General features: G+C 44.0%; 17 protein-coding genes. 7 read left to right on the top strand and 10 right to left on the bottom strand.

The window, feature by feature from the left end:
* Positions 1-116 precede the first annotated feature (116 nt).
* A complete protein-coding gene (locus tag ACSQ8O_RS16285) occupies positions 117-1124 on the top strand; it encodes a LacI family DNA-binding transcriptional regulator (RefSeq protein ID WP_436242557.1) in 1008 nt (335 codons plus the stop codon).
* Between the two features lie 10 nt (positions 1125-1134).
* Here the strand turns inward: ACSQ8O_RS16285 and ACSQ8O_RS16280 are convergent, their stop codons facing one another.
* Positions 1135-1728, bottom strand: coding sequence for a hypothetical protein (locus tag ACSQ8O_RS16280; RefSeq protein WP_436242556.1), 594 nt, complete (start codon positions 1726-1728; stop codon positions 1135-1137).
* Positions 1729-1925: 197 nt separating this feature from the next.
* Between ACSQ8O_RS16280 and ACSQ8O_RS16275 the strand changes: the two genes are divergently transcribed.
* Positions 1926-3089, top strand: a complete 1164-nt coding sequence (locus tag ACSQ8O_RS16275; protein WP_436242555.1) for an FAD-dependent oxidoreductase — start codon at positions 1926-1928, stop codon at positions 3087-3089.
* Between the two features lie 128 nt (positions 3090-3217).
* Positions 3218-4288, top strand: coding sequence for a bifunctional 3-deoxy-7-phosphoheptulonate synthase/chorismate mutase (locus ACSQ8O_RS16270; RefSeq protein ID WP_436242554.1), 1071 nt, complete (start codon positions 3218-3220; stop codon positions 4286-4288).
* A 48-nt stretch (positions 4289-4336) separates the two neighbouring features.
* Here the strand turns inward: ACSQ8O_RS16270 and ACSQ8O_RS16265 are convergent, their stop codons facing one another.
* The 6 genes from ACSQ8O_RS16265 to ACSQ8O_RS16240 form a co-directional block, all read right to left on the bottom strand.
* Complete coding sequence (locus ACSQ8O_RS16265) at positions 4337-4846, bottom strand: hypothetical protein (protein ID WP_236291078.1); 510 nt, start codon at positions 4844-4846, stop codon at positions 4337-4339.
* Between the two features lie 125 nt (positions 4847-4971).
* Positions 4972-6771, bottom strand: coding sequence for a CBM96 family carbohydrate-binding protein (locus ACSQ8O_RS16260; RefSeq protein ID WP_436242553.1), 1800 nt, complete (start codon positions 6769-6771; stop codon positions 4972-4974).
* A gap of 112 nt (positions 6772-6883) precedes the next feature.
* The gene (locus tag ACSQ8O_RS16255) at positions 6884-7729 is read right to left on the bottom strand and encodes a helix-turn-helix domain-containing protein (RefSeq protein ID WP_436242552.1); all 846 of its coding nucleotides are present in this window, start codon (positions 7727-7729) and stop codon (positions 6884-6886) included.
* Between the two features lie 195 nt (positions 7730-7924).
* Positions 7925-8137: a twin-arginine translocase TatA/TatE family subunit gene (tatA, locus tag ACSQ8O_RS16250; protein ID WP_056609959.1), complete on the bottom strand. Its 213-nt coding sequence runs from the start codon at positions 8135-8137 to the stop codon at positions 7925-7927.
* A gap of 21 nt (positions 8138-8158) precedes the next feature.
* Positions 8159-8722, bottom strand: a complete 564-nt coding sequence (locus tag ACSQ8O_RS16245) for a RidA family protein (RefSeq protein WP_436242551.1) — start codon at positions 8720-8722, stop codon at positions 8159-8161.
* A 17-nt stretch (positions 8723-8739) separates the two neighbouring features.
* On the bottom strand, positions 8740-10347 hold the full coding sequence (locus ACSQ8O_RS16240) for an FAD-dependent oxidoreductase (RefSeq protein ID WP_436242550.1): 1608 nt from the start codon (positions 10345-10347) through the stop codon (positions 8740-8742).
* Positions 10348-10567: 220 nt separating this feature from the next.
* Here ACSQ8O_RS16240 and ACSQ8O_RS16235 point away from each other — a divergent pair, with 220 nt between their 5' ends.
* The 4 genes from ACSQ8O_RS16235 (at position 10568) to ACSQ8O_RS16220 (ending at position 13349) form a co-directional block, all read left to right on the top strand.
* Entirely contained in the window at positions 10568-10798 is a 231-nt protein-coding gene (locus ACSQ8O_RS16235) for a MerR family transcriptional regulator (protein ID WP_082595234.1), read from the top strand.
* A gap of 32 nt (positions 10799-10830) precedes the next feature.
* A complete protein-coding gene (gene tatC / locus ACSQ8O_RS16230; protein WP_436242549.1) occupies positions 10831-11589 on the top strand; it encodes a twin-arginine translocase subunit TatC in 759 nt (252 codons plus the stop codon).
* 78 nt (positions 11590-11667) lie between these two features.
* Positions 11668-12555 carry a LysR family transcriptional regulator gene (locus tag ACSQ8O_RS16225; RefSeq protein ID WP_436242548.1) on the top strand — a complete coding sequence of 296 codons (888 nt, stop codon included), beginning with the start codon at positions 11668-11670 and terminating at the stop codon, positions 12553-12555.
* A 461-nt stretch (positions 12556-13016) separates the two neighbouring features.
* On the top strand, positions 13017-13349 hold the full coding sequence (locus ACSQ8O_RS16220) for a hypothetical protein (RefSeq protein WP_436242547.1): 333 nt from the start codon (positions 13017-13019) through the stop codon (positions 13347-13349).
* 77 nt (positions 13350-13426) lie between these two features.
* Here ACSQ8O_RS16220 and ACSQ8O_RS16215 read toward each other — a convergent pair whose 3' ends face one another.
* From ACSQ8O_RS16215 to ACSQ8O_RS16205, 3 genes are all read right to left on the bottom strand, one after another.
* Positions 13427-14347 carry an EamA family transporter gene (locus ACSQ8O_RS16215; RefSeq protein ID WP_056609977.1) on the bottom strand — a complete coding sequence of 307 codons (921 nt, stop codon included), beginning with the start codon at positions 14345-14347 and terminating at the stop codon, positions 13427-13429.
* Positions 14344-15513 (bottom strand): iron-containing alcohol dehydrogenase, encoded by a 1170-nt coding sequence (locus ACSQ8O_RS16210; protein WP_436242546.1) that lies wholly within the window; start codon positions 15511-15513, stop codon positions 14344-14346. Before ACSQ8O_RS16210 ends, ACSQ8O_RS16215 begins: the two co-directional genes overlap by 4 nt.
* A gap of 145 nt (positions 15514-15658) precedes the next feature.
* Positions 15659-20848, bottom strand: a complete 5190-nt coding sequence (locus ACSQ8O_RS16205; RefSeq protein ID WP_436242545.1) for an AAA family ATPase — start codon at positions 20846-20848, stop codon at positions 15659-15661.
* Positions 20849-20851 lie beyond the last annotated feature (3 nt).

Here is a 20851-nt window from a genome sequence, read left to right as displayed (position 1 = left end):
ATCTCCTTGAAAATCTTGTGTTATCGATAACTCAAAATTAACAACTTTATGTCTTGCTGTCAATCCTTTATTTCTATACAATATGAAATAAACCGGCTAGCAAAGGAGATTAACACGTGATAACAATCTATGACATCGCCGAGAAGGCTGGTGTTTCCGCGATGACGGTTTCCCGAGTGATCAATAATACGGGCCGAATCAGCGAAGAGACGCGTAAGCGAGTGCGGAAAGTCATGGAAGAGCTCCATTATATTCCTAATGCATTGGCACGCAGCTTAGTTTCCCAGAAGACGAATCTCATCTCTCTTCTCATCACGGATATTACCAATCCTTTCTATACAACCTTAGCACGAGGCGCTGAGGACGCAGCGAAGAAGGCGGGCTATCGATTACTTTTTGCCAATAGTGATGAGGACTATGAGAAGGAGAAAGATTACGTCGATATGATTCTATCCACACGGGTAGATGGCGTATTATTCGCACCAGCAGGCGACCATTCTCATGACAATTTAATGCAATTGCAGAAGCATCAGATTCCATTTGTTGTATTGGATCGTGAAATCCCCGGTATTGATGCGGATGTTGTCCTTGGCGACAGCAAGGAAGGTGCCCGCAATCTGGTTGAACATTTGATTACACAGGGGCATCGACGCATCGCTTTAGTTAACGGTTCACAGGATGTTTCAACAGCTCGATTGCGATACATAGGCTATAATGAGGCGCTTCAACTTAACGGAATAACCCCCGATGATTCACTCGTGCTCCATCTAGGTTACCGCGATTTCCACGATGAGACTGCACTCCATGAGCTGCTTCAACTTGATGATCCACCTACCGCTATTTTCGCAGCTAATAATATGCTGGCCGTTGGCGTCATCCAATCCCTGCGCCATCGCGGCCTACAAGTACCAAGAGACATGTCTGTTGTCTGTTTCGATGACTTCGGACCAGCAGGTGCAATCAATCCATTTCTCACCGTTGCGTCACAACCAGCTTACCAATTCGGGAAATTAGGCATGCAACTACTCATTGAACGAATAGAAGGAGAAGCTAGCGATGCATCTCGCAGAATCATGCTGCCTTCTGAGCTCATTGTTCGCTCATCAACACAACCTCTCTCATAGCGATAGCGAGCTATTGTTCTTCCCATTTATGAACAATAGCCGCTACAATCTCTTCCTTCGTCGCCTCGGTTAATCCATTCCGAAGTTCCGTAATAAATTCAATAAAAAGCAGAGATAAGAGCTCATTCATATCCATGTTGAGCGCTTGATGGTGTTTCCAGTTCATATCGTCGAAAAAAACACGCATCCGATTAGTCTCGGCTGGGTGCAGTCTGACGTTGAGTGTTAAATAAGCAGCACGATCCGAATGCCCCTCCTGAAAGGAAAGTCCCCATTGAAAGCCGGGTACAGTTCCACCGTTCGGTCGCTCATTCGTGTTTGCAGAGGCAACAATGCCTCCAAATTTGCTTCTAAGCTGTAAAATGTAAGTATATAAATCCTTGCCCTTGCGCACATGATCCATAAAATTATCAAACAATAGTTTGACTAGGAATGTTTTGTTGATTCCAGTTAACTCCTCTTGTGAGGTATAGACAATATCCTCCAAAAAAGCATCTGCTCGGTTAAAATAATCCCGAGGCGCCCTCACTTTAACCGTCTGGTAAATATCCGTATCCGTTGCTCCCCTTTGAAATAAGCCCGTCCATGACTTTAGTGTGAGCATAGCATACTCCCCCTTCTTCTCCCTCCTAAACTATTATTCCGAATCTAGCAGAAAAATGACTACAACGAAGAGAGATTACCCATTTATATCTTAACGAATTTGATTCGGGCATACTTTTTGGGTGGTCATTAGGGAGCTCATTGTTTATGATGAGACTAAGTATTATAGCGGCGATCTAACGAAGGGAGGTCATACACATGGATGCAGTAACGTCAAGGAAAGCGATAGTCATTGGAGCGGGAATCGGTGGATTATGTACGGCATTGTCACTTCAGCAACAGGGATGGCGTGTAGCGGTTTACGACAAAGCAACATCACTGAGAGAAGCTGGGGCTGGAATCGTACTCGCAGCTAACGCCATGAAAGCACTCGATTTGCTTGGCATTGGAGAAACAATCCGGAACGTGGGAGCACCTGTTATTCAAGCAGACATTCGAAAATGGGATGGCACGATGATTACGAGTCTCCCAGCTGCCAAACAAGCGGCACTATACGGAACGCAAAGCTATGTCATTCATAGAGCTGACTTACAAGCGATTCTTGTGCAAGCAGTAACAGCCACAACTACCATTCAGACCAATAAACAATGGATCAATGGGACACAGAGTGAACGAGGAGTTACCGCAGTTTTCCAAGATGGTACGCAGGAATATGCTGATGTCATTATCGGCTCTGATGGGTTTCACTCTGCCGTACGAGAACGACTATTTGGTCAAAGCCCAGTCCGTTATTCGGGATATATTGCTTTAAGAGGCGTATGTACACAGGAGGAGGTGAGCAACACAAATGATGGTGGCGGGTTCGAGGCACTGGGACCGGGAAAACGATTCGGTCTCTCAAGCCTCGGCAATGGCCGTGTATTCTGGTTTGCCGCGATTAATGCACCACAAGGAAAACTACCTCCGGTAGAAGAGAGACAATCTGAGTTGCTGCGTCAATTTCACGGTTGGTACAGCCCAATCGTGTCTGCGATTGAAGCAACAGAGGCATCGACCATTCTGGCTCATAATATCGTTGACCGCCCTCTCCTATCCAAATGGAGTTCAGGATGGATGACGCTTCTCGGCGATGCCGCACACCCGATGCTGCCCAATTTGGGACAGGGAGGTGCACAGGCAATTGAAGATGCCATCGTACTGGCAAGGTGCCTCCGAAATCCTGATATTCCGGCTGCACTTTCAGCATATGAGAATGCGCGAATGGCTCGGACAAACCGAATCGTGCGGATGTCTCGGTCGATGGGACGAATGGTACAACTTGAGAACCCATTTCTGATCTACTGCCGCAATAAGCTGTTGGCATCCTTGTCTGATGCCCGTTATATAAGCCGTTTCGATCCTATCATTGGTTATGAGGTGTAGAATGGGTATAAACACCTTTTTTACTGTAAGATACTGCACATCGGCTACCTTGTAACATAAATTGGTTTAAGCGCATAGAAGTCAAAGCTGTAAAGCTGATATGTTTTAAAGCCAAAGGGTGAACATAAATGGAGAATACGAAGTTAGATGACCTTAGAAATCGAATTGATGAAATAAATGAGACTCTGCGGGAGCTGCTCTCCGAAAGAGCACGCATTACCCAAGAGATCGGGCTGGAGAAGGAAAAACAAGGCGTGCCGAAATTCGACCCGCTACGTGAAAAGAAAATGCTAGACACCTTGGTTGCACGAAATACAGGCCCATTCGATGACGAAACAATTCGTCACCTTTTTAAACAAATATTCCAAGCATCGCTGACTCTGCAACAAACGGTTCACAAGAAACAGCTGCTCGTTAGTCGTAAGCGGCAACTAGCAGATACCATCATTCAACTTGGTTCTGCCGCCATCGGCGGAGGTAAACCGATCATGATCGCGGGCCCCTGCTCTGTAGAGAGCGTTGAGCAAGTACGCACTGTTGCTGCCGCTTTAAAAAACGCTGGCGTGACCGTGCTGCGCGGAGGTGCCTTCAAGCCTCGCACATCTCCGTATGATTTTCAAGGGCTCGGACTGGAAGGATTACGAATTCTCAAAGAAGTCGCCGATGAATTCGGACTCCAGACGATCAGCGAAATCGTTGATCCTGCACATATCGAGATCGCGGGACAGTACATTGACGTGATCCAAATTGGCGCGAGAAACATGCACAATTTTGAACTACTTAAAGCGGCTGGCGAAGTACGTATTCCGATACTGTTGAAGCGCGGCCTGTCTGCTACGCTCGATGAATTCCTGCATGCTGCCGAGTACATCCTATCTCGCGGCAATACGCAGGTGATGTTAATTGAACGCGGCATCCGAACCTATGAGCGGGCGACACGAAATACACTCGACATCTCGGCAGTTCCGATTCTGAAGCAAGAAAGCCATTTGCCTGTCCTGGTCGATGTGACCCATTCCACGGGACGCAAGGACATTTTCGCACCTTGCGCCAAGGCAGCCTTGGCCGCAGGAGCGGATGGGATCATGGTCGAAGTCCATCCAAATCCGGCTACAGCTCTTTCGGATGCTCAGCAGCAGCTGACGATTGAGGAGTTCAACCAATTTTATGCAGAGATTCAGCGATCCGGATTGTTTTAAAGCAAAAAAGCCCCCAACCCCACACAAGTGGAATTGGAGGCTTCTTACCTATACGGTTTTATCTACAAAGGAAATTTTATTGGTTTCAGCAAATTTTTTCAGCTTAGACGCCATCGCCGCGATATCAAAACGGTTCAACGTTTTGTTATATACCCAACGAGGAGACTTGCCAGTAAGCTCAATGATAATTTGACCAGGTGCGTGTACAATCTCTTTAATATTTTCCGCACCAAGCACTAATTCTCGGGCAAGACCTCGCTTCGAGAGATTCGTCTTGGTCACTCGCAAGTACGGTCTCCGCACGAAATAAATAAGTACGCCGACTACCAAGTAGCTAAGCGTTGTATACCAGTACATTTTGTCCCCTTCGGTTTTCGTCAACGTAAATAACAAGAAGAGCGAAACTACGATGAAGAACGCAGCCAACAGGATGCTTCTTCCCTTAAATACGACCGGACGATCCGGATCTGTTGAAATCGGCGCCTTCCCTTGTTTGGATCTGGTTTGATTTGCCTTTTTCGTATTCTTACTTACCATTCTTTCCCACTTGCGTGACATGCCTTTCACTCCCTGCGTAATAGTTACCAAACTCTTCTCCTCATAATCCCATACTTACGACAGAATGTCGATATTTAGCTTGTCATACACGGCAAAAAGGAGCCCTCTCGGACTCCTACACTACCCTATTCGTTCACATTCGAGTTATACAGATTTCCTCCACCTGTACGTACATCATTCACCGCTGTGGTTCCTGTTGCCGCACTCGTTGCATAGACGACGTATCCTGTCGAGCTATCCAAATTTACGGTGTTATTGTTAAAAGAATTATTCACACCTGTCGCATAGTCCGTACCATGCGTACGAACTTGGAAAGCATCGACTACATTCGCGTTGCCGTTCCGATACCCTTGATTGTAGCGGACAATGGTATTCACACCTTTTACGTCAACGAAGCTGTCGGCACTATTCGCACCACTTATCCCCGTACCATTAAACGTGCAGTACTCAATAATCGTTCCACTCGCGCCTTCCTTCACATCAATATGTTCTGCTGTAATACCGCCATCGAAATTTGTATGACTAATCACATTCCCTGTCACAACATGCTCATAAGGCGAGCTGGAATCGGAACCCACATAAGCACCTTCTCCATACCCTGCTTGATACAAGCCTGTATCGTAAATAAGCGAGTATGACAATGTATTATAGGAGCTGCCGTCGCGGAAATGGACACCCTCATCACCTACATTGTGAACCTCTACGTTATTTAACAAGTTGTTGTTCCCGTTGTCGATAATGATGCCTTTCTGTGCTTGCGTAATTTCAACATCGCGAATCTGCCAATAGTTACCTGTCAAGTGAATGCCATAGGAACCATCGTTCACATTCACGCCCTTGAGCACAGCTGGATTCGCCGCATCACAACTCTTAAGAACAATCGGATTAAAAGCCGTTCCACTCTGATCCGAATAAAATAGACCCTGCCCACCTGGATCACCACTCGTCGAACGATCACCTACATAATTACCAGGGGCAAGCAAAATGACGGACCCTGCCACTGCATTCTTCATCGCATTTTGAATCGCAACCGTTGTTGTCAGTGCATTTGAACAACCAGTAGGCGGCGTCCCCGCAGTCGTTGTCACATTCATTGTGCTGCTTTGGCTTGAAGCATTCCCAGCCGCATCTTTAGCTTTCACATAGTAGCTATACGAAGTAGACGCCGCTAAACCCGTGTCACTCGTGGAAGTGCCCGTCACGGTCTTAAGGAATGCGCCATTCCGATACACATCATATCCCGTTACGCCAACATTATCTGTCGATGCACTCCAACTGAGGTCGATCTGGCTGCTGGAAGCCGCCGTCCCATTGAATCCAGCAGGCACTGTTGGCGCTTGGGTATCCCCACCCGTGCCACCACCGCTAACGACAACTAGCTGCGGCTTGTTCGAGGCATTCTCATTACTATTCAGTGTGGTGTATTTACCTACACTTTCTTGAAGCGCAAATGAAACAACACCATCTCCTGCCGCTTGTGCAGTCACATATGCTGTCACATCAATCTCGTTGTACACCGTCGTCGTATTAATGGCAACACTACCTGCTGAGCTGCCAACCGTTGGTTTCGTGCTCCAGGTAATCGCGGATTGCGTCCAACTGTCGGTTGTTTGATACGCGGATAGAACGGTTGATGCGGATGCGCTGCCATAAATCCGGAGCTTCGCACTCGTTACACCCGAAAGGCCTGAGAGACTGTATTTGAGATACGTATACCGAGAAGCACCAGGGTCATTTTTCACATACAACGAAGTGGCTGTTCCATAATTGCTTGTCGGGTTACCTTCATGCACATAGGAATCATCAGATGGGCTTAATGTGGTTGTCGCTGCTCCTGCCACTGTAGGAATTGCAAGCAGCACAACTGATGCGAATATGGCCACAATTCCGATCTTACCTTCCCATGCCTTGAAAAACTTTCTCATTAATATTCCTCCTCAGATCCCATTAGATAGCGCTTACAAATAGAATTATAAGAGATCATCGCCTGCACATGTTTCCCGCTATTGTTCAGAACTTGCACTGTGTTGCTGTCTTTTATACCTGCATGCGATACGACTTTGGTGTCGTTCCAAGGATGTTTTTAAACACACGTGAAAAGTAAGAGACATTCTGAAAGCCCACCTCCTGAGCGATATAACTAGCCGATTTCGACGTGGTTTCAAGCAAGAGACAGGCTTCCCTTAATCTGCGAGATATAATAAATTCCGTTATTGTGCGCCCCGTTGACTGCCGAAAAACATGAGATAAATAAAAGGTGGAGAGATGTAAATCCTCCGACATCCGTTGTAAATCAAATTTATCTTTGTAATGTTTTTCAATCCATTCTGTGATCTGCCCAGCCGTATGATTACTGCTCAGCTTCATCTTCTCCTTTGGCGCCTCACAAATTTCACTTTCAAATGGCTCAAGCTGCTGAAGCATGGATATTAAGCATAGGACAAATTCTTCTTGCTGTTTATGCATCGAAACACGACTTAGTTTCCTATGTAAATGCTCATAAAATTTGGCTAGATGCTGTTGCTGAGGGATCACATGACGGGTTAACGCATGCTTCCAAAGCGTATTAAACCATGTGCGAATCCCGCTAAAAGCGCGCAGCGCTGTATCCAATCTGTACGGGTCAAACATCAGGATAGATCGAACAAAGGGACCTTGGATTTGAATACGATGCAATTGAAATGGTTGGAAAATCAAAAGGCTGCCTGGCTCAATAGTGTACCAGCGTTTATTCACTTCCACACGTCCTTCCCCTTCATACACATAGAGGAATTCCATACATGAATGGGCATGATAAATCTCCCAATACTGCTTTCGACTTGATTTCTCATGATTTAGATGAAAGGACTCTTTGGTGACATCAACACTAGTGCTAAGTTTCAACAGCTATCCCTCCCGATTATTGGAAATCGTTTACAATATAAGCGTGAGCACACTCTATCACATTCTTGTACAAAACAATTGTACAAATTCTAGGAATTCCTGTGTTTTGTTTAGATGGATGCTCGCACACAAAAAAGCAGATCCTGCCATTTTCTCCTGAGAGAAAATCTACAAGATCTGTTTATCCTAGCCTGCTTATACGTTGACCTTTTCTACGCGTTTGTCCGGAGCTTCCAAGTGTTCAGGGGATTCTTTCCCTTCACCTACGAGCTCCCTAGCTGAATTTTTAAATTCATGCAGGGTACGACCTACAGCTCGACCAAGTTCAGGCAGCTTAGAGGGTCCAAACAATACCAATACAACGACTAAAATTAACATGAGTCCAGGTAATCCAATATTTTGCAGCATAGGCACATCATCTCCGTTTCATTAGTCTTGGTTATGGCGCTTTGGATACACAGCAACAGCTTCAATTTCAATTAGCCAATCAGAGCTAACGAGGCTTGCAACCCCAACCGTGGAACGTGCTGGCTTCACAGGATTAGCTTCTGTACCAAAAAATTGCGCATATGCGTCAAACCAACCTTGATAATCGAATTTGCCTTCTTTGGCCGCATCTGGCGTCACATAAACACGAAGATAGGCAACATCTGCAAGTGTGAGACCTTTATCTTTTAATTGCGTTTCAATGGCTTTTAGAATGCCAATCCCCTGTGTTTTCGTATCCCCGTAACGCTCATATACGGTCTTGCCTTCTTTATTAATAACGGGTGGTACCGTGCCACTAGTAAATAAATAGGAGGCTCCCGCAGGGACCGACACACCCGCAGCAATGGAAGAAGCTGGATTACCATAAAATTCAACTTCGTTAATGGGCTCTGCATTGTATTTACTTGATTTTTCTGTCCCAGCCGCATAAGCACTTACACAAATCAGGCATGAACCAACGGTAGCTGCTACGATCGTCTTCCACTTTTTCGTGATATTCATCATGATTCACTCCTTCTCCTCTACTCTTTCATTACTCGCTCATGAATTTCAGTAACGACTTTCCGCGCAGATTCAATAGCCCCAGCTTGCCAAGCAGTGATATAACTGATATGCTCCCCTGCCAAATAAATACGGCCATCCGGTTTACATAGAGTTGGATAGTAGTTTTTACGATCGTCTGCCGTATAGGAGGCCCAGCCACCTTGATTATACTTAACCTTCTTCCAATCCACAGAGAACGAGGTTTCGAACTCCTTGTGGTACTGCGGATGAATCTTTGCGCCTTGGCTCAATGCATATTCCTCACGAGCTGCAAGTGACATACTACCTAGTTTATCTGCGTTTCCTCCAAATGAATAATAGCCTAATAGAATTCCTTTTTTAGAAAAATAGTCGGTCGGCGGGTAATAGATATTGGCAATATCCATATTCGTTAATGAGCTTCCACCATAAATCATCTCATCTTCTTCCCAGAAGCGACGCTTGAATTGAAGGCCAATCTTGCCTGCTGCAGCATAGCTAATATTCGCGATAGCTGTTGACATCTCTGGAGAGAAATCTGCTTTAATGTTCTTGAGAACTGGAAGTGGGATGGTACAGATGCAGAAATCGCCAGAAACCTCTTTATTTGCACCGCTCAACAAGTCTTTATACAAAATCTTAACACCATCGGAAGATTGCTTAATTTCGTGAACTTCCGCATTAAATTGAATTTTATCGCCTACGCGTTTCTCGAACGCCTTCGCAATCATATCCATCCCGCCTACGGGGTGGAACATCATCATTTGCTGATCATAACCATACTCACTGCTGAGAAATTGACCAAAACCAGAATTAATAATCGCTTTCAAGCTAAATGGATCCTTGCGAACACCTGCGTCAAATTTGCCGCCCGGCTCTTCCACATATCCAGCTCTGCTTGAACCTTTATAGAACAGATCCGCATTCAGATCCCCTTCACTTTTCAAATACGCAACAAGCTTCGTTTTTTCTTCTGTTGTCAAAGGTAGATCTAACGCTTTCTGATTAACAGCTTTAGCCAGCATTTCTGCGACATAACCACGCACATCGGCTTTTGCTTGCCGCTTAGGAATTTTCACTCCTGACAACTCGCCTACATTTTCATTATAGTAGTACCCGCTCTCATTCACATTGTTAAAGGGTTCGATAGCAACACCGAATTTACGGGCATAATCCAGTGTCACATGAAATTGAGGAATTCGCATTGGCCCTGCATTGAAATACATGCCATTATCGAACCGGGCTACTTGCTTCACGCCACCGATCTCCGTTACCGTCGTACCTCTGCGCACTGTCCATGCTCGTCCACCTGAACGCGCTCTCGCTTCTAGTATTGTGCACTGATAGCCTGCCATTCCCAGCTCATACGCCGCCGTCATCCCAGCAATCCCACCGCCAAGGATGATAACTTTCTTTCCATTGCGGTTTGTTGATGTAAGATCCCTGCCCGACGGCGGTGTATAATCTGCTGCTTTCATCGTTTCGGGGGAGAGTAGTCCTAAAGTACCCATCACACTGAATATTGCAGCTGACCCTCCTAGTTTGCCGACTGTTGTCAGAAATTGTCTGCGTGTAATTTGATCTTCCTGGATCGGTGTCTTCTCCATACATCCATCTCCTCGTGTTTGAGTTTTGCTATCCGCTACTTAAACTTAACAGCGAGGAAATGAATAGTCATTATATTATGTAAGGTAACATGACATAAATTTTACTTATACTAAGATAACCAAAGCCTATTTGATCGTTTTTCCAAATAATGATAGAGTTTCATTTATTAGTGTCACATTTAAGTTAATTTACCTTACATTTAACTGGAGGGATAGGCTGATGATGACAAAGAAAAAGGTAATTCAAATTGGTATCGTAAGTGAACTGACGGGATTAACAGAAAGGCAAATTCGATACTATGAGGACCGCAAGCTAATTTTTCCAGACAGAAGCAAGGGAGGCGTTCGCAAATATTCATTCGAGGACATTCAAACGATTATGGATATACATACAAAGCTAACTGACGGCTTTCATACAGTAGAATTAAGACGAATGCTAGCCGGCTCCTAACACTTCCATACCCATTAGACTGGAGGGCTACTATGCAGATCAAAGAAATGATGTCACTTGTCGAACATCTAACCGAACTACGCACACGCATTATTCGCGTCCTCATCGCCGTAATCCTAACGTTATTTATTGGTTTCATTTTCGCCCAGCAAATTCTCCTTTACCTCAAACACAGCTCTACAGCATCCGATATTACTTGGCATGTCTTCTCACCGATGGATAGCCTTCGCATTTATATGTTGATCGCATTCGCCGTCTCTCTCACGCTAACGCTTCCTTTTATTCTTTATCAAATATGGGCTTTCGTCAAAAAAGGACTTACCAAAGAAGAGCAAGTCGCCACACTGCGGTACATCCCCTATACGTTTTTATGCTTCATGATTGGTTTAGCTTTCGGTTACTTCGTTGTGTTCCCGATGTGTATCAAATTCACTTTGAGCGTTACCGAAAACCTTGGATTAACTCAAACCTACGGTGTTGCTCAATATTTCAGCTTTATGCTCAATATTATCATTCCGTTGTCTTTAGCCTTCGAACTTCCTATTGTCGTTATGTTCCTCACGAAACTGAAGCTGCTGAATCCTAAATTACTTCACAAAGTACGCAGATACGCCTATTTGATTCTCATTATTACAGCTAGTCTCATCTCTCCTCCTGATCTAATCTCTCATCTTATGGTAGCTATCCCTTTATTTGCTTTATATGAAATCAGCATTTTACTTTCTCGTATCGTGTATAACGGGCAACAACGGGAACAGAGCCTCAGTCAAGTTGAATATGGTATCTCTTAAAATAGTCCTTCTCTCATATTGTTCATCTCTATCAATTCGGATATAGTTACGTTAACTGACATGCAGAATAGGTGAACTATGCGAATTGAACAACTCATTTATATTATTGAAATTAATCAAACAGGTTCTATTTCTTTAGCAGCGGAAAAGCTTCACGTATCCCAGCCGAACATCTCTCAAGCGATTGTCAGCTTAGAGGAAGAGCTCGGCGTGAAGCTTTTCGTCCGTTCGCGCACCGGAGCCACTCCTACGGAAGACGGGAAATTAATTATTAGTAAAGCTATAGAGATCATGAATAAAGTAGAAGAACTTCGTGAAACAGCAGGGTTTCAATTCAATCAACTTTCAGGCTCTCTCTCCATTGCCTCTGTGCCAAGTCTTTGTTTGAGTGTTTTGCCTCCAACGCTGGCTGTTTTCAAAGATAAGCACACGGATGTTGATCTAATCATGATGGAATTGAATTATCCACAGATTATCCAAGAGGTTCTAAGTGGACAAGTCGATTTGGGACTCATTGCTGTCGCAAGAAATTATCAAAGCCCCAACACGCAGCTGATCTCGGAACATTTGATGGACTGCCGAATTATGGCCTATGTGGGTAAAAAATCCCCTTTAGCGCACCGAAAAAGCATCACTATTGAAGAACTCCTTCAAGAGCCTCTTTTGATTTCCTCTGATTACTTAATGAACATATTTAAAAAGCATGGCGAGCCTAATATTCTTTTTAAGCTAGGGAATTCAGAAGCAGCTAAACGGATTATTGCTGAAGGAATCGCGATTGGCTTCTATACGGAGACAGGGATGCGGTATGACCCTTATTTAGAAACAGGGAGCATTGTTGCAATAGAAGTCACTGGTGTAGATTTTGGGGTTTCCTTCCGAACCTTGCGCCTTAAGAGCCGACATCTTTCACTGCCTTGCAAAGAATTTACGAAGGAACTTAAAACCATTATCGCAGCAATGTGACATCCGTAGTCACACACGTCCCACCTACCAGCTCTGATCCTTTCCCTATCAACGAATATCCAAAGCTCTCCCCCTTTTCAATAGCTCGAAATAATGTGGCACTCGATGAATTTGTCGAATTTAGACTAACATTATTTAGGGCTTTTCCCTCATTGTTCCATCCTTCATTTTCAGCTATAGTTACCTCATAACAAAGTTCTAGGCATATTCCATCCGCACATCTCATATCATGTATAGTTGCTTATTTCTGAAAACCAAATGTAATTTGCAGAAAATTAAGTTCAAACTTGAAGGGATGTTGATTTCGTATTCTTACTCTAGAGAAAATCCAATTTATCGAGACACAATGTATCAATCCGCAAGATGCTATTATTATTCGTCTACTTATCGAGGGTGTCGCTCCGCACGAAATTGTTTATTTGAAAAGTAATTCCTTAGATGAAAAAAAGCAAATACTTACTGTGTCTGACGCTATGGGCGGCAAAAGGTACATACCCGTTTCCAAAACCTGTGTCGAACGTTTTCAATCCGCTTTGAAGCAAACCAAATATTTGACTAACTTGGGCAACCCGCTTCAACCTAAGAAATATACAGATTTAAGAAACAGTCCTTTTCTAATCAAAATGAGTATGACCGACTATATCGCGAATCGAGCAATGATTACCGAATTGGATTCTGTTATTTTACGAACAATTTACATGCGCCTTCGTCGATTAGCTGAGTATTTCTCGCTCCCTGAGCTCACTCATTTAACAACAGTTAAGCTTGAAGTGAAACAGCTTGCGATTGTATAGCTTTCATGTTAAAGGCCTATAGGCCTTTTTTTATGCAAAAAAAGTGGATCTCCTGCTTACTCGGAGATCCACTTGTATCATTCGGTTTGAAGACGATGGGCACGTTGTCTTCGTTTCAATAACTCTGGCAACGCTATGCCTAACATCGTCACTATTACACCTAACCACTGCAGTCCACTCACAGATTCGTGGAGTACGATGAAGGACATAATGACAGCCGTCGGCAGCTCCGCTGCGCTCATGATCGTGGCCATTCCACCGCCAATACGCGGTACACCGATGGCAAAGAACAATGGGGGTATTACGACACCGAACAAGGCTAGCAGTAATGCCCATGGCAATAGTGATTCATGCAAGGAGCCATTCCACAAGAAATGAGGCGGGAAGATCAGCATGACGATGATAAAGGAGCCTGTTTGCATCACAGCACCTCGCGTGATTGGCGCAATCTGCTTAGCAACCTTACCGCTCATGGCAATAAACACCGCGTACGTCAATGCAGATAGCAATCCTAACCCTACTCCAAGCCACGAGGGTGCTTCCAGATTTCCTTTTAGATAACCACTTGCCATAATAATGCCGATAAATAAGAAAATAAGTGCGATGAGTTTATCTTTGCTGGGACGTTTTCGATCCATAATAGCTTCTAGGACGATACCAATCCATGTAAATTGAAATAATAAAAGTATGGCAAATGATGCGGAAACGTATTGCAATGCTGCATAATAAAATATCCCGGTTAAGCCTGAGCTTGTTCCTACTAGCATAAGCAGTAAGGCATTACGAGGCGAAACACGAAACGTTTGGGCTTCTGCTGATCCTTGTTTAGCTGATTTGGCCGTTACGAAAGCCATGATCCACATCATAATGAGTCCAAAAAAGATCTGTGAGCCAACCACCTCACCCACATGGAAACCAGACTCGTAAGCCTTCTTCACGAAAGTTGACAACAACCCAAAGCTGCAAGCGCCAGCTAATACATACACGTAGTATTTCATGCTAATGACCTTAACAAGATATCTCTGACAGTATCTCTAGTCATGACTTTATATTGACCAATCGTAGATTTCATAAATGATTTGTGCACTAATTCTTCGATGCGCTGATCATCAATACCATAATAGCCGAGCTGGCTCGGCGCTCCAAGAGAATCCCAGAATTGACGCAAGGCTTGAATTCCTTCTAGAGCCACTTCGTGATCCGTTTTTCCCGTGTCATTGATCCCGAAAACCGATATGGCCAATTTCTTCATCCGCGAAGGATCATCTTCTGCACAATGCATCATCCAATTCGGGAATACAATAGCAAGTCCTCCTCCGTGAGGAATATCGTAAACGGCGGATAAACCATGCTCAATTTGATGAGACGCCCAATCGCCTCCATCTGTCCCACAAGACAGCAAACCATTGAATGCGGTAGTTCCCGCATACATAATCGTCGCACGATGCTCGATATCTTCCAGATTCGATAATAGCTTTGGCGCAGCCTCCATAACGGTCAGCAAGACAGCTTCCATGAAACGATCCATCATCGGGGTATGCTCGGTTCGGTGGAAATATTGTTCAAGCACATGTGACATCATATCTACAATGCCATAAACCGTCTGATCTAATGGAACGGATGTGGTATAAGCAGGGTCCAAAATAGAAAAAGCCGGATAAGCTAATGGACTGCTCCAACCGCGCTTCTCATTTCGATCCCAATTGGTAATGACAGAGATATTATTCATCTCCGAGCCTGTCGCGGCTAGTGTTAATACAGTCCCCAGAGGCAGAGCCTCTTGCGGTTCAACTTTCCTCGTAATGATGTCCCAAACATCCCCATCGTAATAAACACCTATCGAAATGGCTTTAGCACAATCAATGACGCTTCCCCCACCAACAGCAAGGATCAGATCGATTTGATTTACTCGGCATAGCTCAATACCTTTTTTCACTGTTGTCAACCTGGGGTTAGGTTCAACACCCGACATTTCGACTACAATGGCTTGCCTATCTAGAAGCTGCTTCATCACAGCATCGTATACACCATTTCCCCGGATACTACCTCCACCATAAACTAGCAGCACGCGTTTTCCGATATTTCCTAGCTCCTGTTGCAACTGTTTGATCTGACCTACGCCAAACCATAATCGTGTTGGATTAAACTGAATAAATGATTGCATATGTGTGTAAACTCCTTCGATGACTAATATCTACAGAAGTATATCACAACTCGAATTCAATAGCATTGGAAACACCTTTGGCATAGACACTCCTTTCCATGAGAAAAACCGCACACCTCTTAGTAAGATGTACGGTTTAGAGCACTTATATGCGATGTAAAGGAAGTGAGAATGAAATGCTGCAGCCCTCACCTAATCGGCTTTCCGCCCAAATTTGCCCACCATGATATTGCACGATTTCCTTGGCTATTGCGAGCCCTAAGCCGCTTCCGCCCGAGTTGCTTCTTGATTTGGATACCTTATAGAACCGTTCGAAAATATGAGGTAGATCCTCCTCACTAATCCCCACTCCTGTGTCGGATACCCGAATAACAAGTTCACGTGGCTGGTCCCTTATCTCGGCTTGAACATGAATGGAACATCCCTTGGTCGAAAATTTAATCGCATTGTAAATAATGTTGGCATACACCTGCTCAATTCGATCCACATCCACAGTCAGCATGTCCTGCCCATTCATCTGCGCCATGTTTAACGTGTAGGCAATTCCAGCATTTTGAGTATCCAATTCATATTTGTCAAAAAGCTGACGAATCATCGTCATACAAGACGTTGAGGCCAGTTGGAAATGGAACTGCTTCGTTTCAAGTCGGCTCAGTTGATATAAATCCGTAATTAAACGTTGAATACCAACGATACGCATATGCACTACGCTCAAATATTTCTTCTGTTCTTCTGGTTCTTGAATGACATCATCTAGAATCGCTTCTACATAACCTTGGATCGATGTGAGTGGCGTCCCTAGATCGTGGGAAATGTTCGATAAAAGATCGCGCCGCGAAGTCTCCATCAAGATTAACTCATTTGTACGTTCTTTTACTTTGGACTCTAGATCATTGTATAATCTAGCATTCTCAATGGATATCGCAGCTTGAGCGGATAGTAACTTGATCACATCCAAGCGATCTGATGTAAAGGCATTGCGAATTAAATTGTTTTCCAAATAAAAGACACCAATTAGATTACCTTGATGTAGAATCGGTTCACAGAAGATAGATTTACTTTCCGTTTGTCTTATGTAAGGATCGTACGAGAAAAGCGTTGATTTCTCCGCATCATCTAACACGATCCCCTCTTTCATACGCGCAACATACTGGATCACGGAATGCGGAACATTATCACGTGTTTCGAGCAAAACAGAGCTCACCCTACAGGAATCCTTCCCTGAGCTCGCAAGCATCTCCGCTTCAACGTACAAGCGATCCTTATCTTTCAAAACAAGAATACTACGCTCTGCACCGGAAGAATACGTAACAATCTCCATCAATCGTTTGATCAGTTGCTCTAGATTCACTTCACTTGAGAGGGACCGCGACGTATTCATAATTGTTTTGAAATCAATGGCTTGTAAGGAATAATCACTGATTTTGGTTGTTGCCCAATCAGGTGACTCCGCACGACCTGTAAAGTAAGCCGGATATCTAAGCCTTAGATCATCCGCCTTCGCTTTTGCCCCCCAATTCACATAACCAAAGTAAGCATCAACGAAATACGTTTTTGCGAATTTTTCGCGGCCACTTTGCTTGTAATATTTCCCCGCTATCTCGCAAGCCATGGCTTCATGTTGAATAAATCCTTGCTCACGCGCTTGTCGTATGGCCGATTCATATCCTTGCTCCGCTAATTGCCCAAACCCCCTCACACGATTCCACTCTGCATGCATGAGCAGTGTTAAGTGTGAATAGTTCTCAGGACAATGAGCAGCCCACTTATCCATCTTTCTGAGCATTTTCTTAACTCGCCTAGCAAGCCATCTCTGTTCATCACTTGGAAGCTCAGGAAATGCCGCTGCAATGGAGAGGACATAATAGAAGTAATTTTCAGGTATATGAAATAAACCAAAAGATGCAGCTTGATATAACTCTGTCGACTTCCCTGTCTTTACTGCATCTTCAAAATAACCGAACAAATAGTACAGCATCATTTTTTTTACCGAATATACATGGATAATGACCTGATTTGGGTGAACTTTAAGCTTACTAACGAATTGTTCTTCCTCTTCTTGATGATTGCCGAAAAGGATCGGATTCACCGACATCCCTTCCAAATTCAAGGTCAGCATTCGCAGCATCTCAAGCATAAGCAGGGTATCATGATGATTCGTCTGTTCCAAAATGCGATAGTTTTTGGCCAAATCTTCTTTAACTTCCGCGAGTACAGCTCCCTGAAAATCCTTCATAAGCATCTGATAGGTTAGCGCATACCCGGCAAACACAAGATCGCCATCTTCAATGCCGCATCGAAATGACTCTTTCAAGTGTTCCAGACAAATGCGTAACGATTTCACCCAAGGAGAAATGAACAATCCCAATGAGAAATAACTTTTACTCCGATATTGGTGAGATTGAAACCTTGCGTTCATCCGCTCGCCAAGTTGACCATATTGATAGCCCCTCTGGTAATCTCCAAAGCCTGACCCAAGAATCAGGCCATACGCACCATACACATACGCCATCGAAGGCGTATTCCCATACTTCAAAGCAAGCTTCGTCATAATTAACATAAAAGGAACGAATAAATTCGTATTTACGAAATAGGCAGACACCGCGACACTCATCATTAAATCAATTAATTTCATCCGAAACTTATCTTCCATAATTGGTAAATCATACAGCTCCAGCGTACTTCTTCGCCCTATCAAACCTCTCACATTTATGTACGTCATTAAGATATACATGTTAGACGGTGCAACAGACAATCGGATGCCATGCTCTGCTAATGCCTTTAATCCAACCTTGATACTCTGATGATGCTTGCCAATATTCGTGTGCAAGACGACTTGCAGATTATAGACCTCTAGCTTCTGCTCGTTGGATAATGGTCCTAGCAGCAATTGCTCATAGAGGGTTTCTGCCTCCTCCGCTTGACCACTCAAATAGAGGCATTCCGACTTCTCCAAGCGAATCGCAAAACCTAATTCTTTCTGCTCAAATCCCTCAATCTGATCCATCACTTCTAATGCTTTATTAAAATATTGGATAGCCGAACGATACGCATTCGAGGATTTCGCTTTGCGTCCCGCATTATAATTAAATTCAAGTAATTGCATTAATTCATGATCCATACTAAGGAGTGATGAACCTAAATTCATATGATTAACAATTTCAAGCAGACGCTTCTCAATCTCATTATTTGCCAGTTCCTTCAGCAGCATCCGAGCGATGCTCAGATGCATCCCAGGCAGCTTCAATTCCTCAACGGAGCCATATACAGCTTCTTGAATGGAATCATGGACAAACATAAACCGAATATCTCTCGCAGCCGCTTCACCTTGTGCATCGTTATAGAATTTATAATCTGTTCCTACAGGGATAATCAAACCATTCTGTATCGTCAGTTCCAACTCTTGCAAAGCGTCGACGAAGGATTTTCCCATAATAATACCCAATGCTTCCAAGTCAAAAGAAACGCCCAAACAAGCAGCTAAGCGCAAGATATTTTGCGTATTCGGTGGCATACGATCTAATTTTTCAGCAAGAAGAAACATCAGATTGTCTGTAATTCGCAATTTTTGAATCTCGTTCATATCCCAGATCCAACGATTTTCCTTATAATTAAACGAGAGTAAATCTTGCTCATGCAAGGCCGTCAGAAATTGTTTGACGAAGAATGGATTGCCTCCGGTCTTCTGTAAAATAAGCACAGCCAGCTCCGTAACGTGCTCCTCATCCGAAATCAAGGACTCCGCTACCAAGGTTTGAACATCCTCTAGCTTCAACGCTTTTAACACGATTCGATCCAACACAAGGTGCTGCGGCAGCTTATCGAGTAGTTGAACATGCATAGAAGACAACCAATTCGTATCATACTCACCGCGATATGAACCAATAAACATGAAATATTTCATTTGTGTATTGTTCAATAGCAGATCCAAAAATTGTAAGGACGCCGTATCTGCCCACTGCAGATCATCTAAGAATAGAACGATCGGTCGATCCTTCCCCGAAAAAACCAACAAAAATTGTTGCAGCAAATAATGCAGACGATTCTGCGTTTCTTTTTGCGGAAGCTGCTTCGCATTCGGCTGTTCGCCTATCAGTAAAGCTAACTCAGGTACAAGATCAATAATGACTTTGCCGCTAGTTCCTAAGACACTAAGCAACCGGTCACGGTACTCTTCAATTTGCCTATTCTTACCTGTCAGTAGCTGTCTTACTAATTCCCTCAGCGCTTGCGAGAGCGCGTGGTAGGATACGTGCTGTTTATTCGGCTCGAATCGTCCTGAGAGGAACCACCCACGGTCCTTCATAATCATTTTCATCGTTTCAGCAATTAGGAACGTCTTACCAAATCCAGATTCCCCTGTTACCCAAACCGCTTCCAATGAGCCATGAACGGCCTGCTCATACACATGCAGCAGTTTATCGATCTCTTTGTCTCGCCCATATAAGCCTTGCGGAATCTGAAATCGATCCGTCATATCATACAACCCTACTGTAAATTCCCCAATATCCTCTCCAGCGTTGATTTTCACTAAGCAATATTCGAGATCCTGCAGGATACCATACGCACTTTGATAGCGATCCTCGGCATTCTTGGAAAGCAGCTTCATGATCATATCAGAAATTGGTTTAGGAATACCGTTCACTAATTGATCAGGAGGTGGAGGAGTCACTGCTAAATGCCCGTGAATTAATTCCACCGGATCTTCCGTTTGGAAGGGTAATCTCCCCGTCAACATTTCATAGAACGTAACTCCTAACGAATAGTAATCCGTCCGATAATCGATGATCCGATTCATTCGCCCTGTTTGCTCTGGGGACATATATTGAAGCGTTCCCTCTAGCATCAAAGGATCCAGCATCTCTTGCCGCTCTCTTGTAAAAGATGAGATGCTGAAATCACCCAACTTCATGATTTGCTTTTCCCAATTCACGAAAATATTGCTTGGATTGATATCTTTATGTATGACATACTTTTTATGAACATCCCCAACCATCTTGACGATTTGAATGGCAGCTGCTAAGAAATCCTGAATAGACTTTCTGAACACCGGGAATAAATTGGCTAATGCTTCGCCATCAAAGTCTTCTAAAATCAAAGCAAAATTATTCTGGAATTTCGGAAGGGATAATGGTTTAAGAACGCAGGAAATATCCAGCATCTTCCCAATCTCATACTCGCGCTTAAGTCTGGCAATATCCGAGGAAATCGGAAAATCAGAACGAAGTGTCTTAATCATTACTTTCTCCATAGACTGCTTATGAACCGCACGATATAGGACCGTCCGTTCATCCTGGTGGATGGGTCTGATGAACTCAAAATCCGGAAAAATCAACCC

Origin of the sequence: Paenibacillus sp. LjRoot56 (assembly GCF_964253335.1) — a bacterium.
Classification (GTDB): domain Bacteria; phylum Bacillota; class Bacilli; order Paenibacillales; family NBRC-103111; genus Paenibacillus_E; species Paenibacillus_E allorhizoplanae.
Note: the sequence above shows the minus strand (reverse complement) of the source record. Positions and strands in the feature narration are given on the sequence as shown.

What these genes read in the sequence shown, in the direction of transcription:
- ACSQ8O_RS16280 (WP_436242556.1), bottom strand. Translation starts at nt 1,728, where the DNA reads ATGCTCACACTAAAGTCATGGACGGGCTTATTTCAAAGGGGAGCAACG.
- ACSQ8O_RS16275 (WP_436242555.1), top strand. Translation starts at nt 1,926, where the DNA reads ATGGATGCAGTAACGTCAAGGAAAGCGATAGTCATTGGAGCGGGAATC.
- ACSQ8O_RS16270 (WP_436242554.1), top strand. Translation starts at nt 3,218, where the DNA reads ATGGAGAATACGAAGTTAGATGACCTTAGAAATCGAATTGATGAAATA.
- ACSQ8O_RS16265 (WP_236291078.1), bottom strand. Translation starts at nt 4,846, where the DNA reads ATGTCACGCAAGTGGGAAAGAATGGTAAGTAAGAATACGAAAAAGGCA.
- ACSQ8O_RS16260 (WP_436242553.1), bottom strand. Translation starts at nt 6,771, where the DNA reads ATGAGAAAGTTTTTCAAGGCATGGGAAGGTAAGATCGGAATTGTGGCC.
- tatA (WP_056609959.1), bottom strand. Translation starts at nt 8,137, where the DNA reads ATGCTGCAAAATATTGGATTACCTGGACTCATGTTAATTTTAGTCGTT.
- ACSQ8O_RS16245 (WP_436242551.1), bottom strand. Translation starts at nt 8,722, where the DNA reads ATGATGAATATCACGAAAAAGTGGAAGACGATCGTAGCAGCTACCGTT.
- ACSQ8O_RS16240 (WP_436242550.1), bottom strand. Translation starts at nt 10,347, where the DNA reads ATGGAGAAGACACCGATCCAGGAAGATCAAATTACACGCAGACAATTT.
- ACSQ8O_RS16235 (WP_082595234.1), top strand. Translation starts at nt 10,568, where the DNA reads ATGATGACAAAGAAAAAGGTAATTCAAATTGGTATCGTAAGTGAACTG.
- tatC (WP_436242549.1), top strand. Translation starts at nt 10,831, where the DNA reads ATGCAGATCAAAGAAATGATGTCACTTGTCGAACATCTAACCGAACTA.
- ACSQ8O_RS16225 (WP_436242548.1), top strand. Translation starts at nt 11,668, where the DNA reads ATGCGAATTGAACAACTCATTTATATTATTGAAATTAATCAAACAGGT.
- ACSQ8O_RS16215 (WP_056609977.1), bottom strand. Translation starts at nt 14,347, where the DNA reads ATGAAATACTACGTGTATGTATTAGCTGGCGCTTGCAGCTTTGGGTTG.
- ACSQ8O_RS16210 (WP_436242546.1), bottom strand. Translation starts at nt 15,513, where the DNA reads ATGCAATCATTTATTCAGTTTAATCCAACACGATTATGGTTTGGCGTA.